This window comes from Marinoscillum sp. MHG1-6, from assembly GCF_024714475.1.
GTDB lineage: Bacteria > Bacteroidota > Bacteroidia > Cytophagales > Cyclobacteriaceae > JAMZMI01.
The window spans coordinates 341429-356322 of sequence record NZ_JAMZMI010000001.1 but is presented as its reverse complement, the minus strand read 5'-3'; the positions used below and the strand labels follow the sequence as shown (position 1 = coordinate 356322).

Annotated in this window: 15 protein-coding genes; 12 read left to right on the top strand and 3 right to left on the bottom strand. The window is 42.1% G+C overall.

The window, feature by feature from the left end:
* Positions 1-10: 10 nt before the first annotated feature.
* The 6 genes from recF to NXR94_RS01580 all read left to right on the top strand — a co-directional run bounded on the left by recF (position 11) and on the right by NXR94_RS01580 (position 7436).
* On the top strand, positions 11-1108 hold the full coding sequence (gene recF, locus NXR94_RS01605; protein WP_258102812.1) for a DNA replication/repair protein RecF: 1098 nt from the start codon (positions 11-13) through the stop codon (positions 1106-1108).
* Entirely contained in the window at positions 1105-1395 is a 291-nt protein-coding gene (locus tag NXR94_RS01600) for a DUF721 domain-containing protein (RefSeq protein ID WP_258102811.1), read from the top strand. Before recF ends, NXR94_RS01600 begins: the two co-directional genes overlap by 4 nt.
* A gap of 247 nt (positions 1396-1642) precedes the next feature.
* Complete coding sequence (locus NXR94_RS01595; RefSeq protein WP_258102810.1) at positions 1643-3172, top strand: hypothetical protein; 1530 nt, start codon at positions 1643-1645, stop codon at positions 3170-3172.
* A complete protein-coding gene (locus NXR94_RS01590) occupies positions 3147-3854 on the top strand; it encodes a hypothetical protein (protein WP_258102809.1) in 708 nt (235 codons plus the stop codon). Before NXR94_RS01595 ends, NXR94_RS01590 begins: the two co-directional genes overlap by 26 nt.
* Positions 3855-4013: 159 nt before the next feature.
* Positions 4014-4721: a hypothetical protein gene (locus tag NXR94_RS01585; protein ID WP_258102808.1), complete on the top strand. Its 708-nt coding sequence runs from the start codon at positions 4014-4016 to the stop codon at positions 4719-4721.
* A 279-nt stretch (positions 4722-5000) separates the two neighbouring features.
* Entirely contained in the window at positions 5001-7436 is a 2436-nt protein-coding gene (locus NXR94_RS01580) for a sugar-binding domain-containing protein (protein ID WP_258102807.1), read from the top strand.
* Between the two features lie 10 nt (positions 7437-7446).
* On the opposite strand, the gene NXR94_RS01575 is transcribed toward NXR94_RS01580, so the two are convergent.
* Entirely contained in the window at positions 7447-8352 is a 906-nt protein-coding gene (locus tag NXR94_RS01575) for a LysR family transcriptional regulator (RefSeq protein ID WP_258102806.1), read from the bottom strand.
* Positions 8353-8456: 104 nt separating this feature from the next.
* Between NXR94_RS01575 and NXR94_RS01570 the strand changes: the two genes are divergently transcribed.
* Complete coding sequence (locus NXR94_RS01570; RefSeq protein ID WP_258102805.1) at positions 8457-8585, top strand: hypothetical protein; 129 nt, start codon at positions 8457-8459, stop codon at positions 8583-8585.
* Positions 8586-8587: 2 nt separating this feature from the next.
* A complete protein-coding gene (locus NXR94_RS01565) occupies positions 8588-8911 on the top strand; it encodes a hypothetical protein (protein ID WP_258102804.1) in 324 nt (107 codons plus the stop codon).
* Positions 8912-8983: 72 nt separating this feature from the next.
* Here the strand turns inward: NXR94_RS01565 and NXR94_RS01560 are convergent, their stop codons facing one another.
* Positions 8984-9775, bottom strand: a complete 792-nt coding sequence (locus NXR94_RS01560; RefSeq protein ID WP_258102803.1) for a DUF6048 family protein — start codon at positions 9773-9775, stop codon at positions 8984-8986.
* Positions 9756-10208, bottom strand: a complete 453-nt coding sequence (locus tag NXR94_RS01555) for a hypothetical protein (RefSeq protein ID WP_258102802.1) — start codon at positions 10206-10208, stop codon at positions 9756-9758. Before NXR94_RS01555 ends, NXR94_RS01560 begins: the two co-directional genes overlap by 20 nt.
* Before the next feature lie 254 nt (positions 10209-10462).
* Here NXR94_RS01555 and rimO point away from each other — a divergent pair, with 254 nt between their 5' ends.
* The 4 genes from rimO to NXR94_RS01535 are packed head-to-tail and all read left to right on the top strand — an operon-like array spanning position 10463 to position 14878.
* Complete coding sequence (gene rimO / locus NXR94_RS01550) at positions 10463-11782, top strand: 30S ribosomal protein S12 methylthiotransferase RimO (protein WP_258102801.1); 1320 nt, start codon at positions 10463-10465, stop codon at positions 11780-11782.
* Positions 11779-13341, top strand: a complete 1563-nt coding sequence (gene bshC / locus NXR94_RS01545) for a bacillithiol biosynthesis cysteine-adding enzyme BshC (protein WP_258102800.1) — start codon at positions 11779-11781, stop codon at positions 13339-13341. Before rimO ends, bshC begins: the two co-directional genes overlap by 4 nt.
* Positions 13342-13920 (top strand): 5-formyltetrahydrofolate cyclo-ligase, encoded by a 579-nt coding sequence (locus NXR94_RS01540; protein WP_258102799.1) that lies wholly within the window; start codon positions 13342-13344, stop codon positions 13918-13920.
* On the top strand, positions 13913-14878 hold the full coding sequence (locus tag NXR94_RS01535) for a YpdA family putative bacillithiol disulfide reductase (protein ID WP_258102798.1): 966 nt from the start codon (positions 13913-13915) through the stop codon (positions 14876-14878). Before NXR94_RS01540 ends, NXR94_RS01535 begins: the two co-directional genes overlap by 8 nt.
* Positions 14879-14894: the final 16 nt, after the last annotated feature.

Here is a 14894-nt window from a genome sequence, read left to right as displayed (position 1 = left end):
AACAAAATATATGATCCTCAACACTTTAAAACTTCAGCAATTTAAAAACTACAAGCAGGTGGAGTTGGAGTTTGGAAAGGGTATCAATTGCATTATTGGTAAAAATGGAATGGGCAAAACCAATTTGCTGGACGCAGTCCATTTTTTGTCGATGACCCGGAGCGCTTTTGGAGGCACAGATCTTCAAAATATCAAACATGGACAGGCCTTTTTTGCCCTAAACGCGGTTTTTGAAGGACTCGAGGTAGCAAGTAAGGTTAACGTCTATTATGAGAAGGGCGCGAAGAAAATCATTAAAGTGGATGGACAGGAGCCTGAAAAATTGAGTGACCATATTGGCACCATCCCTTCGGTGCTCACTGCACCGGATGATAGCGAGATCATCAAAGAAGGCAGTGAGATTCGGCGTAAGCTCTTTGATGGGGTAATCTCACAATTCAATAAAGACTATTTGGGTGACCTGATCAAATACCAACGGATACTCAAGCAGCGCAACAGCTTCCTTAAGCAAAATGAGGGGCGGATGAAAATCAACAGAAGCCTGCTGGAGACCTATGATAGTCAGCTCATTCCATTAAATAGCAGTATCGCGGTAGTTCGGGAGGCATTTATTCAGGATTTCCAATCTAGTTTTCAACGGAATTATGAAATGATCTTCCCGGGAGAGGAACACCCGCTGGTAGCTTATAATACGAATTGTTTGGACTCTGACTTTCAAAGAATTTACCAGGATAGCTTTGAGAAGGATTTGATCCTACAGCGAACCAATGTCGGGGTGCACAAGGATGATTATAAGTTTATTCTAAACGATCGCCCCATTAAACGTTTTGGATCTCAGGGTCAGCAGAAGTCTTTTATTCTGGCATTGAAACTGGCGGAATATGATTACCTGATGGAGAAGAAGGGGTTTGCACCATTGCTGCTGCTTGATGATATTTTTGATAAACTGGACGATGAAAGAATTGCTCATTTAGTTACTTTGCTATCTGATCGTCAACGATTCCCACAAATCTTCATTACAGATGCGCGTGTAGAAAGGGCAAAGACCTTTTTCGAGGAGTTTGATGATGTTAGCTATTACGAGGTGAGCGAAGGACAGGTCCTATGAGTAAAGACAATACACATTCTTTTTCCAGTGCATTTCAGCAGTTTTTAAAATCTGAAAACCTCGAACATACCTTTAAAGAAAAGCGGCTGATCCAGTCATGGGAAAAGATCATGGGACAGACCATTGCCTCACGTACCTCTAAAGTTCAGGTCAGAAACAAAATTTTATATCTTCAATTGACCTCTGCCCCTTTGAAACAGGAGATGCTCAACTCCAAGCAAAAAGTCCTTGACCTCATAGAAAAGGAGATAGGCCCCGGTGTGGTAGAAGATGTGAGGTTTTTTTAGGAGTTTCCGATTTCCCTAAATTAAAAGTGGTATATGTAATGTTTGCACGAATTAGTAAAACACACTAGTTTCACGACTTCAAAACCGCTGTTTGATAAAATTAGTTGTGAGCAGTACAATTTCGCCTAACAATTCTTTACTTAATATTTCAATTTTTGACTCCAACCAGGCACTCAAGTGTGTCCTATTACTTGTAGTATTAGTTTTTTCGTCAACTATTGTTCATGGCCAGTTAGCACCAGAAGAGATGAATAATTCTGATTCACAACTTATGGCCAAATTGTTGCTCAGGAACTCCCGGTCATTTTTGGAAGCTTATGACTTAACAGATGAAAATGAAGCGGAGTATCGAGATAAGTTATATGAGATTGATCGAAAGCTAAATACCTCCGCAGACAACCCTGATTGGGATGAATTATTAGTTGAAATTCAGAAGATTAGTATTGAACTGTTGGAAGAGTTTTATGAAATGATTCAGATCGACAAAGTTTTGGAGGAATTGAAAAAGGAATCATTTGAGAAGGTCAGCGATAGTGTTTTAGATGAAATAGCAGATGAAAATGTGTCTGATAGTGAATTGAAATACGTTCACTTCGTTTCCCATGATGATGCATGGTTGAGAATGCCGGGGTCACCCGAAAAGTTTATTGAGCCAACTGAGAGAGCCGTTTTAGGTACTCAGGTGGCGCTTTTGGGTTTAGCCGCTAAGGATAAATCTGCGATACTCAAAATTCATGGTTCCGGTGATACCATCTATATCAGTAATAAACCTGAGTATCTGGCGAAAATCGTAAAATTGAGTGAAGAATTACGGTATAAACTGGTTGACGATTTTGAAGCTTTGAAATTGCCTTATAGTATTGAATGGGCAGGAAAGACTTATAAGAAGGATGGTGAGTATTTGGTGTTTAATAGACAGTGTGGATCATATTTCAAAGTAGCCGAGATTGGGGATGATATTTTAGGGCATTGGATTGTCGCTGAACTTTTGAGAAGTGAAGCGTTCTATCAGCTTTTAAGTTTAATGGAGACCAAAGACAAAATGTCGGTTGATGAGATTATGGTAGTCAGAGTTCAGATAAAGGAACTAAATATTAAGGCTGAAAAGGAAGAGTTATACATTGAATTGCAGGCTTTGTCCCCCTATGCTGATCAGCGAGATAATGAAGCACCGGCAACTGAGGAGGATTTGCAATCTCATAGCTGGATGACAACCTATAATATTTCTACTGCCGGAGAAATCATGTGTAACCTTACATCTCAGGCCATGGGACTAAGTTATTTGGGTGTGGACAAACCCTGTTCCGACTGTCCGGATAGTTGTGATACGAAATATGAGCAAATGGAGGATTATTTGGAATGTCTCAGGGTGGCGAATGGTTTTGATGACCGAACAAAGGGAGAAACAAGGAAAGATTTAGCGGATTTATTTGAGGTAGAATACAAGTATTTGGAATTTATTGAATCTACAAAGTCAGAAATTATTAATGATATGCAAGCGGAATTAGACAAAGGACATTCCGTAATCCTTGGTGGGTTTGGGCATATGGTAAGACTTCAGTCGGTATCTGGTGATGGGGTAATTGTTGATGATCCGTATGGTAAAATGGTCAACTTTACCGCAGGAGGTGTTACCGCAAAGTATAAAGAAGATGGAAAGGATTATCGAAATGGCAAAGGTCTTGGAGATGAATTAGGGAATGATAATTTATGGACCTGGGATCAATTTATGAATCAATTAAAAGTTTTGTATGGTGAAGTTTATAGTAAAAATTAACGCGAATGCGATGGGTATGTTTTTAATCCTTATGCTAATGAATGGATTTATCTATGCTCAGTCATCCCGTCAGGAGGAATTTAATCGGTTATTGAGCAGTTACCCGGAAGTAGAACTTCCAGTTGATGATTTATTGAGTTTGAAAAGCCAAACCATTATAGATGCAAAGCCTTTGAATGTGCTTTTGTTTGGTTATCAGGATGAAAGAGCAAAGCACTATGTGAGGGATACTTTGTATAGAATTACTTCCTATGGGAAGGTGTCTGACGAGCCTTTTGAGTTTAATACCGTCAAGAGAGTCGAAGGCAAAAGAGTTAGATATGACACCCTTTTTCATATAAATGTTTACGCCCTAGGTAAAATAGAATTTGGGAACGACCATGTTGGTTTAATCACCAGGGTGGTTGGTTTTATGACCGATTATATAGATATCTATTTGTTTGAAAAGTCCACGGGCAAGTTTAAATCACTTATAAATGCTTTTGAAGCTACCCATGCTCGTAATGGATACCCTGATGAGGGATACGAGGAAATATATAATACCACACGGATTTTAGCCAATAAACAAATCGAATGGCATCAGGAGCGCTACAATGTGACTACCGATAGATTGTTTGACGTCTCTCCAGATGGGTATTTCAGGGTAATCGATCAAAAATCTGAAGGTGAATTTGAGTATTGATGACTGCTTCTCTATTTGATCCAAAATCGGAGTTCTTGTATTGTGGGCTACTAAGAATCTATCTGAGTAACTATGTGTGAATCCAAAGGTCTTGGGAACGAATTGGGGAATGATAATTTGGGACCTGAGATCAATTTATGAATCAATTAAAAGTTAAGTATGGTGAAGTTTACAGTAAAAATTAACGGTATGGCAATGGGTATGTTTTTTATCCTTATGCTAACTAATGGAATTATTTATGCCCAGTCAGCCCGTCAGCAGGAATTTAATAAGTTATTGAGTAGTTACCCGGAAGTAGAACTTCCATTTGATGATTTATTGAGTTTGAAAAGCCAAACCATTATTGATGCAAAGCCTTTGAATGTGCTTTTGTTTGGTTATCAGGATGAAAGAGCAAAGCACTATGTGAAAGATACTTTGTACAGAATTACTTCCTACGGGAAGGTTTCAGAGGAACCTTTTGAGTTTACCGCTGTTAAAAGAGTACAAGGTAAAGGGGTGTGGTATGATACTGCTTTTAATATAAATGTTTACGCCCTAGGTAAAATAGAATTTGGCAATGACCATGTGGGCTTAATTACCCGAGTAGTTGATTTTATGACCGATTATATAGACATCTATTTATTTGAAAAATCTACCGGCAAGCTTAAATCACTCATAAATGCTTTCGAAGCTACCCATGCTCGCAATGGATACCCTGAAGAGGGATACGAGGAAATATATAATACCACACGAATTTTAGCCAATCAACAAATTGAATGGCATCAGGAGCGCTACAATGTGACTACCGATAGATTGTTTGATGTCTCTCCGGATGGGTATTTCAGGGTGATTGATCAGAAAATAGAAGGTGAATTTGAGTATTGATGACTGCTTCTTTATTAATCTCAATCCAAAGCTAGCTTCTGGGTCGTAAATGCGTTTCAACTTGAAAGTAAACCCGAATTCCTAGTATGTCCTCCGATTATCTTCAAATCGAAAAAGAAATAGTCTCGTGCGTGGTAGAAGATTAAGGTTTTTTGATCATAGCGGTTTCAATCTTTACCTCTGATTAATTCGGCCCGTTTGGAAGTCTTTTTGCTATTCCTCTGGTATCATTTCTCGTGATTTGGCCTTTATAGAGGTAAAGACCAAACAGCATTCACCGTGAGAAGACCCCTATTGATTTTATTTTTTATCATAGGTTGCGCTATCAATTGCGCAACCTTTGGTCAGGGCTTTGGAATGTCCGAGTTGCTAACTGATTGGTATTTCCATCTTGGGGACGTGCGACTGGGAGGCAGGGAAACACTCGACCACAGTGCCTGGCAGAAGGTGATGGTCCCTCATGACTGGTCTGTAAAGCAAAACCCCAGCCCGGACCTCGCCAGTTGTACTGGATACCTACCCGGAGGTATTGGGTGGTACAGAACGAATATCAACGTTCCTGAAAATGTTGGTAACGACCGAAGATATCTGTATTTTGAGGGAGTCTACAATAACAGTGAAGTCTTTATTAATGGAAAATGGTTAGGGAAGCGCCCTAATGGCTATGTTTCCTTTTCCTACGATATCACACCTTATCTTAAACCTGGCCAAGTCAATGTGATTGCCGTGAAGGTAGATCATAGTCAGGATGCTGACTCTCGCTGGTATACAGGTTCAGGTATTTACCGAAATGTACATCTCATCTCCGCCAGTGATGTGCATCTTGACCAATGGGGAGTTTATTACCGGGCGCAAATCAAAAAGGGACAGGCTGATCTGCAAATTTCTACCAGGGTGGCGAACCACAAAAAACAATCTGTGGAGGCAAAAATTATTCAAACCTTGCTCGATGAAGGAGGTGCGATTATCGCCAGAATTCAGGAAAAGTTGACTGTCCCCTCAGGAGAAAAATCAACCGTCAAACAGGTACTGAATTTGTCAAAGCCCCATTTGTGGGGCATCGACGACCCCTATCTGTATGTGCTGCAAACACAGGTACTACTTAATGGAAAAGTAAGTGATGAAACGACTACGACCGTAGGCATAAGAGACTTGAAGTTTGACCCTGACAAGGGTTTTGCTTTGAACGGGGAATGGATGAAAATTAAAGGGGTGTGCTTGCATCATGATGCCGGAGTTTTAGGCGCTGCGGTGCCCAAAGAGGTTTGGCGTGCCAGAGTGTTGAGGTTAAAAGAGATTGGGGTAAATGGTATTCGTATGAGCCACAACCCACAGTCCACGGATCTTTATGAGATCTGTGATGAGCTAGGAATGCTAGTCATGGATGAAGCATTTGATGAGTGGGAATATCCCAAGAAGAAATGGATCAAAGGCTGGAATGTGGGAGAGCCCGGATTTCAGGGTGCAGCGGAATATTTCCGTGAATGGAGCAAAAAGGACCTGTCAGATATGGTTTATCGTGATCGAAACCATCCTTCAATTATCATGTGGAGTATAGGCAATGAGGTGGATTATCCGAATGATCCGTACAGTCATCCGATTCTTGACAAAGAGGGCATCGGACAGATTCACGTGAGTGGCTATAGGGAAAGTCAGCCTCGAGCAGAGCGACTCGGAGATATTGCAAAGGAGCTTGCAGCCGTTGTCAGGGAAATTGATTCTTCCAGACCGGTTACAGCGGCATTGGCGGGAGCAGTAATGTCCAATGAAACGGAATATCCTTCGGCACTGGATATTGTTGGTTACAATTACACCGAAAGCCGCTATGAAATGGACCACCAGGAGTATCCCGACCGCGTGCTTTATGGTAGCGAAACGCGTCATGATATGAACGCCTGGAAGTCGGTGCGCGACAATGAGTTTATATTTGGGCAGTTCATTTGGACGGGATTCGACTATCTGGGAGAAGCAGGACGATGGCCTTCGCGTGGCTTTACTACCGGAATGATCGATCAGGCCAATCATATGAAAGGGAGAGGATATTTTAGAAAATCGCTCTGGAGTGATGAACCCACGATCTATGTTGGGACCTATCGGGCTCCTCGTCGTAACTGGGTCTCAATGGATGCTCCACATACCTGGTCTTACGAGGAGGGAGAACTGATCCGGGTGGTATGCTATACCAACGGTGAAGAGGCTGAGTTGCAATTGAATGGCGAGATTGTGGGTAAACGCAAGCCATACGATGATGAATCCGGGATTATTTACTGGGATATCCCCTTCCAGCCGGGTGAACTAAAGGCATGTGCTTATAGGGATGGAGAGCCAATCAGTGAAGATGTCATCGTCACCGAAGGAAATCCATATCAGATTGTGGCAACAACGGAAAAGCTGGAATATTCAAAAGATGAATGGGCTATCATCGAAATTGAAGTTCAGGATGAAAATGGAAACCTGTGTACCAGGGCTGACAATATGATTGAATGTCGTTTAAAAGGCGCCGCAATTTTCATGGGGATGGAAAATGCCTCTTCAAATGTTACGGAGGACTTTAATGACAACGAACTAAGATGTAAAAACGGAAAGCTCATTGCTTATGTGAAAGCAGCTGAAAAAGGCGACATAACCATTGAATTTTGTTCACCTTATATTCAGGATGCCGTGATCAACCTTAGTGTGGATCAGGATTTGAGCCAGGCGAGCCTGGAAAAGTGAGTGCCTCCGGCTAATTCAGGCAGCAGCATGCCCCTCCAATATTGCACTTCAGGTGCTCGATAAAGTTCTTAAGATATTGTGGTGGATTTTCCTGTTTCAGCGTGATGGCGTGCCAGGTGCGGTGAATGCCTCTTTTGGTAACCGGAACAAGTACGATGTCCTTATCATCTAAATAGGGACGTACAATCCATTTGGCCATTACATTGATTCCCATACCGGCTTTGACCATCTCTATGATTGCTTCGGTAACCTGCACCTGCATTACCCGTTTGGGCTGAACCCCTTCTGGCATTAGTACCTGAGAATAAACTGTCACGCTTTCCAGGGGGTATGAATGTATCAGAAGCTGCTGATCAGCAAAATCTTTTGCTTCTACATACTCTCTCGTTGCCCATGGGTGATCTGAAGCTACCAGTGCAAACATTTCGTCCTGAAAAAGCTCCTCATATTTGAGTTTGGGCTGATGAGATGATTCGTAAATCACCGCTACATCGATGCTTCCATCAAGAATTTGATGTTCAATTCCTGATTCATTGCTATGCAGGATTTCAATTTCCACGTTTGGAAACTCTTTCTTAAAGTCTTTTAAGAGACCTGGGAGCCAATGATAACAAGTGTAGCATTGCGTGGCCAATCGTATAGATCCTGTCTGGCCCGAGGCATATTTTTTAATGGCCAGCTCGGTGTTCTCTAGATCGGATAGCACTCGCTCGGCAGATTCCAGAACCATTTTTCCGGCACCGGTTAGTATCAGTTTTTTGTTGACACGATGAAAAAGGGCGGTTCCAAGCTGGGTTTCAATTTCCTTGAGCTGGTGGCTGAGGGCCGATTGAGAAAGAAATAAGGCATCCTTCGCTTTTGAAAGGCTCTTTTTATCTGCTACCTCGCGAATCAGTTTTAGATGCCGGATTTCCATACTACTATATTAGTAAATTTCATCGTTTTTACAAAATCTATTCATTGTATTAATAGGACTTCGAGTGAAGATTATCGTTCAATTTGATATAAACATTGAACGTTATGAAAAAGATCGAAATGAGTTTACGCACCCTGGTGACCTTCCTTTGGCCATCTGATTCCACTAAAAAACCCTCTAAAAGCTTGCGTGATATCAAGATTGATGTGGGGGCATTTTCTAAAGTGAGATAGTCATGGTACGGTTGTCCGTTTTAAGCATATTTCTTTTGCTGATGCTAGGTGGGACCTATGCCAATGCACAGGATATTGATGAAACTGTCATCAAGCGAATCCTGCTTCAGGATGTGCGTTGGCCTCGAAACGTTGATCTGGCATGGGCGAAAATTTGTGGCTATTCCCGATCCTGTTTTGCTGTTCGTCATGATCCGGATAACAGGCAAAGGGTATTCTTGACTTATTCCTGCCGTTGGTCTAATGCAAGATGGAACCTGGCCATGGATATGGTTTTGAATCCGCAGAAATCATTTAGCATCCGCGTAGCGCATTTTCTGCCATAGGATGCCTTCGAGCATTGCCGTTGTCGAAAGGAAATCTCTAAATGCTTAATTCAACGACCTTGCAAAGGTGAGTTAAGGCGTACTTGGTGCCGCACCTTTATCTTTATTGAAAGGGATGGCCCATCCGATATAATAGCTGAAGCCAAGGGCAACATTTTTCTCAAACCGACCATAACCGGGAATATCAAATGGTTGAAGGGAATCCGTTCCCTTGACCTTTTTGAATAGTTTAAGACGAACCGTATAACCCATGTGCAGGTTTTTTGTGATGGGCAGGTTCAGTCCGGTGGTTGCCTCCAGCCAGCTGGCCTGGGCTTTTCGGTTCTCAAGGATGTAATCATTTTGACCAAATCCAATATCGCCATTATAGTCTATTTTATCCTGAAACCAACTGTGGGCATACTTGAGCCCAAAGGTGAAGGAGCCTCCCAGCTCATTTGGCTTAATTAAGTTGGCTTCTGGTCCAATACGCGTAAAAGCTCCTGAGCTATTGTAGTCATAGCTATAATATCTCCCTGAATTACTGGCATCATAGACCGAGTCGGAATGGTTACGAGTTATATTCTGGAATCCTCCCTCTACCATGATGAAATACTGGTAAAATTGGGTGGAGAGTTGAAATTCCATTCCCTTTTGATCGGGGAACAGAATTTGTCTGCCTGTTGGCATAATATCATAACTCAGCTTCACATATTTGATGCTCCAATCCTTAGGCAACTGCTGCCTTAGGGCCCTCATTTCTTTCATGGTAATAGCCTCCCCTCCACCACCACCGGACCCCATATTGAATTGTCCGGGTAGCTGCTGGGCATAGGTGGTCAGCACACAACCTAAGGCGATTAGGCTAAAAGTATACTTCCACATTGACAGGTACGTTTTTGTTAATAAAGCCACTGACTACAGCTACTGAATCAAACAGGATCCCGGTCGTGTCCACTCTCAGGTTGTTAAACTCGAAAGTGGGTTCACACTCCGGATAGTATATTTTCAGTGCTTCGACATTATACTTAAAGGTTAAATCATAGGTCACAGAGTCGGTTTCCCAATAATAGGTGAGTATGCTGTCTTCTGGTGTAAGGAGTAAACCGAAAACGGAGGAGGTATCCTCGAGATTATAGTAGTAATAACTCGATTGGTCATTATAAACAAGGTTCCAGTTAGTCTGCTTGGGAGTCGATGGGCTATGGTAATCATAAAATACCACCACCGCATATCCAACATCCGGATCAAGATCGCATTCATTGATTTCATTGCACGCAAACGCAGCTATTACCAAAAGAAAAAACCAGGTTCTCATTTTCACGGCCCCAAAGTTATATTAACACAATGGAGATGAACTTATTATGCCCTCTTAATTGTATCAACTTGAATCGAGGAGTTTAATATTGGCGATCCAGCGTGATCTGTATAACAGAAATGGTGCAAACTCGACCCAAATTGGTGAAGGATATCTCCATTTTATTCCGGTAGGACTGCTTTTTTGCTTTCTTATCACAGTATTTGGCAGGTCGAGTGAAGGATGTATTAGCTTTGTATATTCAATCTCAAGGTGTGAAAACAAAAGGACTAAAGAAAGATAAGGTAAACATTGTGACATTGGGCTGTTCTAAAAACCTCGTGGACTCCGAGGTGATGCTTACGCAGCTTAAGGGCAATGAAATAGATGCAACCCACGAATCGCAAAAGGATGATTCGAACATTGTCATCATCAATACCTGTGGTTTTATAGATAATGCGAAGCAGGAGTCGATAGATACCATCTTACGATATGCGGATGCAAAAGAGGAGGGGCTCGTAGAGAAGGTTTATGTGACCGGATGTTTGTCTCAGCGTTACCGGGAAGATCTTATGCAGGAAATTCCCCAGGTGGATGCCTGGTTTGGTACGATGGAATTGCCACTATTACTTAAAAAATTCAATGCAGATTATAAAAAGGAATTACTGGGTGAGCGTGTAACGACAACAGATCGCCACTATGCGTATCTGAAGATCTCAGAAGGTTGTGATCGCCCCTGTAGTTTTTGTGCCATTCCATTGATGAGAGGAGGGCACGTATCTAAGCCAATGGATGAGATCATTGCTGAAGCGAGCAATTTGGTAAAAAATGGGACGAAGGAGCTTTTGCTGATTGCGCAGGACTCTACGTACTATGGGCTAGACCTATATGGCAAAAGGAATTTAGCAGAATTGCTGGATCGTCTGTCTGATGTTAATGGACTGGATTGGATCAGACTGCACTATGCGTTTCCTACTGGCTTTCCGGAAGATGTGCTCGATGTCATGGCTGCCAAACCAAATATTTGTAATTATCTGGATATTCCATTGCAGCATGCTTCGGACAATATGCTGAAGATCATGCGAAGAGGTACCACTCGAGCAAAGACTGAGGCCCTACTGGATAAAATCCGAACGAAAGTGCCGGGCATAGCAATAAGGACTACTATGATTGCAGGTCATGCCGGTGAAACTGAGGCAGACTTTGAAGAGATGATGGACTTCGTGGAAAAGTCTCGTTTCGAGCGATTGGGAGTATTTCCATACTCGCATGAAGAAAACACTCACGCATTCAAACTTGAAGATAATGTTCCTGAAGAGGTCAAAGAGGAGCGGGCGCAGCAAATTATGGAGCTGCAGGAAGGAATCTCGGAAGAGCTCAATCAGAATAAAATTGCCAAAAAATTGAAGGTTTTGATTGATCGAATGGAAGGTGGAAAATATATTGGCAGGTCGGAATTCGATTCACCTGAAGTAGATAATGAGGTAATCATTGAAACTGATGATCATTATTTACGTGTAGGTGACTTTGCTGAAGTGATCATTGAAGATGCGACGGCATTCGACCTATATGGAAAACCTGTGATACCGTCATGAAAGCTGAAAAAGTAACCTTTGAAGAAGCTGGTTGTTTTTCTCCATTATTTCTGGATTACATCAATAAAAAGGCTGAGTTAAAACCGTTTTACAATACTTTTCCTGACCCTAAAAAATTTGAGAAACTTATTGCCGACAGGCAGTTTCCCGAGGACAAGCGAGGAACGCTGGTAGAAGTTTTGTTAGACGAATATGGCCCGCTCCGTAAAACAGATGCAGTGGATTTTAATATTCACAGCCTAAGACATCCCAAGACCTTTACTGTTACCACCGGTCATCAGCTAAATATATTCACCGGTCCTCTTTATTTCATTTACAAGATTGTCTCGGTGATCAATACCTGTGTTAGGTTGAAAAAGGCCTATCCGGATTATCATTTTGTGCCTGTTTATTGGATGGCCACTGAGGATCATGACCTGGCAGAGATCAGCTATTTTCATCTTTTTGGAAAAAAATATAGTTGGAATACTGATCAGACCGGCCCTGTTGGTCGTATGAAACCACACACTTTGATTGATGTGATCCATGAACTGGATGACGAGGATGTGTCACTTTTTGAAAAGGCTTACCTGGATTACCATACACTGGCAGATGCGGTAAGACATTATGTAAATAAGCTTTTTGGGGATTATGGACTGGTAGTGGTAGATGGCGATAATGCCCAGCTAAAGGAAATGTTTGCCCCAACCATCAAAGAGGAGATTTTTGAGAATCATTCCAATCGGTTGGTTGAGGAGTCGTCTCAAAAGTTAAAGGATCTTGGATATACTGAACAGGCCTATTCCCGGGAGATCAACTTTTTTTACCTCGACGATAATTTCAGAGAGCGGATCGTTAAGGAGGGAGATCAGTTTAAGGTACTAAACACGGATTTGACTTTCACTGCGGATGAAATGGAAGATCTGATCGAGAGCGAACCGGAGAAATTCAGTCCGAATGTGATCTTACGTCCACTTTATCAGGAGACGATCCTTCCAAACCTTGCTTATGTAGGCGGACCGGCTGAAGTTAGTTACTGGTTGCAGCTTAAGACGGTTTTTGAACATTATGGTGTAGAATTCCCGGTGCTAATGCCAAGAAATTTTGCTTTACTCGTACCTAAGGCTACCCAGAAGAAAATTGAGAAATTGAAGTTGAAAGCTGCGAACCTTTTCAAAGATTCTCATAGCCTGAAAGAGATGATTCTTAACAGGGTTAGCTCAAATGGATTTGAGTTGAAAGAGGAAGAGCAGCAATTTGCGGTGCTATTTGAGAAAATTAAAGCTAAAGCAGAAGAAGTTGATAAATCATTGGGTGGATTTGTAGGGGCAGAAAGTGTGAAAACCTTTAAATCTCTGGAGACTATTGCGAAAAGGCTAAAGAAGGCTGAGGAGCAGAATAACAGCACAGCGATGAATCAAATAGACGCTATCAAGGACAAGCTCTTCCCTGAAGGAAACCTACAGGAACGCCACGACAATTTCTTAACCTTCTATCTCAATAACCCTGACTTCATTCAGGTGTTGCTTAATAAATTTGATCCTTTTAATTTCCATTTCCAGATCATAAGGGATATGTAAATGACGGATGCCAAGGCCAAAGTCAGAAAGGGAACACTTATTAACAGGCGTTTGCTGAGCACACAAGTTTGGGAAGAAAGATGCCTGCAAGTCGAGGCGCACCTTATTCGTTTTGTTCAGGAAAAGGGGATTCATTCCTGTCACATTTTCCTGCCAATAAAACGGAACAATGAATTTGATTCCTGGGACCTGGTCAGGAAACTGGATCAGTCAGGAGTAAAGGTCATGATCTCGGTTTCGGATTTCAGCAATCATACCATGGGGCATTATTACTATTCATCACGCGTGAATTTTGAAAGCAATGCCTTTGATATTCCTGAACCGGTTGATGCCTTGCCAGCAGATATTTCGACTGTTGAAATGGTGTTGATCCCATTATTAGCTGCAGATAAAAAAGGCCATCGGATTGGCTATGGTAAGGGGTTTTATGATCGTTTGTTGTCCGATATGCCCAAAAATGTGTTGAAAATGGGCGTAAACCTTGCCCCTTTGTTTGATGCGTTTAGTTTCGCGGAGGCACACGATGTGCGATTGGATTTTTGTGTAACACCCCAGGAAATTTATCAGTGTCATGATTGATATATTGATTATTGGAGCCGGACCTATTGGGCTGGCATGTGGAATTGAAGCCAAAAAGGTGGGGAAAAGTCATCTGATTATTGACAAGGGCTGTTTGGTGAATTCGATTTACCACTACCCCAAGAACATGACTTTCTTCTCTACTTCAGATCGTTTGGAGATTGGTGGTGTTCCTTTTATATCACATAACCCTAAACCTGTTAGAGCTGAAGCGCTGGAGTACTACCGGCGGGTAGCGTCATCATGGGATTTGAATGTAAATCTTTATGAATCAGTGAGTGAAGTTACACGTGAAGGGGATTTTCACCTGGTGAAAACCAGTAAAGGAACCTATCAGGCCAGAGCTATCATCATCGCCACGGGGTTTTACGATTTAGAGTTTCCACTCAATGTCCCGGGTGAAGACTTACCTAAAGTGAAACACTATTATGATGAACCTCACCCCTACTATGCGATGGATGTTGCCGTGGTCGGTGCTGCCAATTCTGCGGTGGATGTAGCGCTGGAGACTTACAGAAAGGGCGCTAAATCGGTTACTATGATTGTCCGTGAGGAAGAAATTAATCCGAGGGTAAAATATTGGGTCCGTCCGGATATCGAAAACCGAATCAAGGAGGGTGCCATAAAAGCCTATTTTCAGTCCCGGATCACAGAGATTCGTGAGCATCAGATTGAGGTGCAAACCCCTGAAAAGCTTATCACACTTGACAATGATTTTGTTTTGGCGATGACCGGCTATCAGCCCGACTTCTCATTTTTGAAAAAACTAGGGATCAAGATCGGCGATGATGAATTTAGAACCCCACAGTACGATCCTGAGACGATGGAAACCAATGTTCCGAATATTTTTTTGGCAGGAGTCATCTGCGGTGGATTGAAAACCAATATATGGTTTATAGAAAACTCGCGTGTGCATGCAGAGATGATTATGCAGCATCTGCAATCAGTTCTGGTTTAATTTACTGATGAATCAG

Excerpts from the sequence above, each read along its gene's own strand:
- recF (WP_258102812.1), top strand. The coding sequence starts at position 11 with ATGATCCTCAACACTTTAAAACTTCAGCAATTTAAAAACTACAAGCAG.
- NXR94_RS01565 (WP_258102804.1), top strand. The coding sequence starts at position 8,588 with ATGGTACGGTTGTCCGTTTTAAGCATATTTCTTTTGCTGATGCTAGGT.
- NXR94_RS01575 (WP_258102806.1), bottom strand. The coding sequence starts at position 8,352 with ATGGAAATCCGGCATCTAAAACTGATTCGCGAGGTAGCAGATAAAAAG.
- NXR94_RS01600 (WP_258102811.1), top strand. The coding sequence starts at position 1,105 with ATGAGTAAAGACAATACACATTCTTTTTCCAGTGCATTTCAGCAGTTT.
- NXR94_RS01570 (WP_258102805.1), top strand. The coding sequence starts at position 8,457 with ATGAAAAAGATCGAAATGAGTTTACGCACCCTGGTGACCTTCCTTTGG.
- bshC (WP_258102800.1), top strand. The coding sequence starts at position 11,779 with ATGAAAGCTGAAAAAGTAACCTTTGAAGAAGCTGGTTGTTTTTCTCCA.
- NXR94_RS01555 (WP_258102802.1), bottom strand. The coding sequence starts at position 10,208 with ATGAGAACCTGGTTTTTTCTTTTGGTAATAGCTGCGTTTGCGTGCAAT.
- NXR94_RS01590 (WP_258102809.1), top strand. The coding sequence starts at position 3,147 with ATGGTGAAGTTTATAGTAAAAATTAACGCGAATGCGATGGGTATGTTT.
- NXR94_RS01585 (WP_258102808.1), top strand. The coding sequence starts at position 4,014 with ATGGTGAAGTTTACAGTAAAAATTAACGGTATGGCAATGGGTATGTTT.
- NXR94_RS01535 (WP_258102798.1), top strand. The coding sequence starts at position 13,913 with ATGATTGATATATTGATTATTGGAGCCGGACCTATTGGGCTGGCATGT.
- NXR94_RS01540 (WP_258102799.1), top strand. The coding sequence starts at position 13,342 with ATGACGGATGCCAAGGCCAAAGTCAGAAAGGGAACACTTATTAACAGG.
- NXR94_RS01560 (WP_258102803.1), bottom strand. The coding sequence starts at position 9,775 with ATGTGGAAGTATACTTTTAGCCTAATCGCCTTAGGTTGTGTGCTGACC.
- NXR94_RS01595 (WP_258102810.1), top strand. The coding sequence starts at position 1,643 with ATGAATAATTCTGATTCACAACTTATGGCCAAATTGTTGCTCAGGAAC.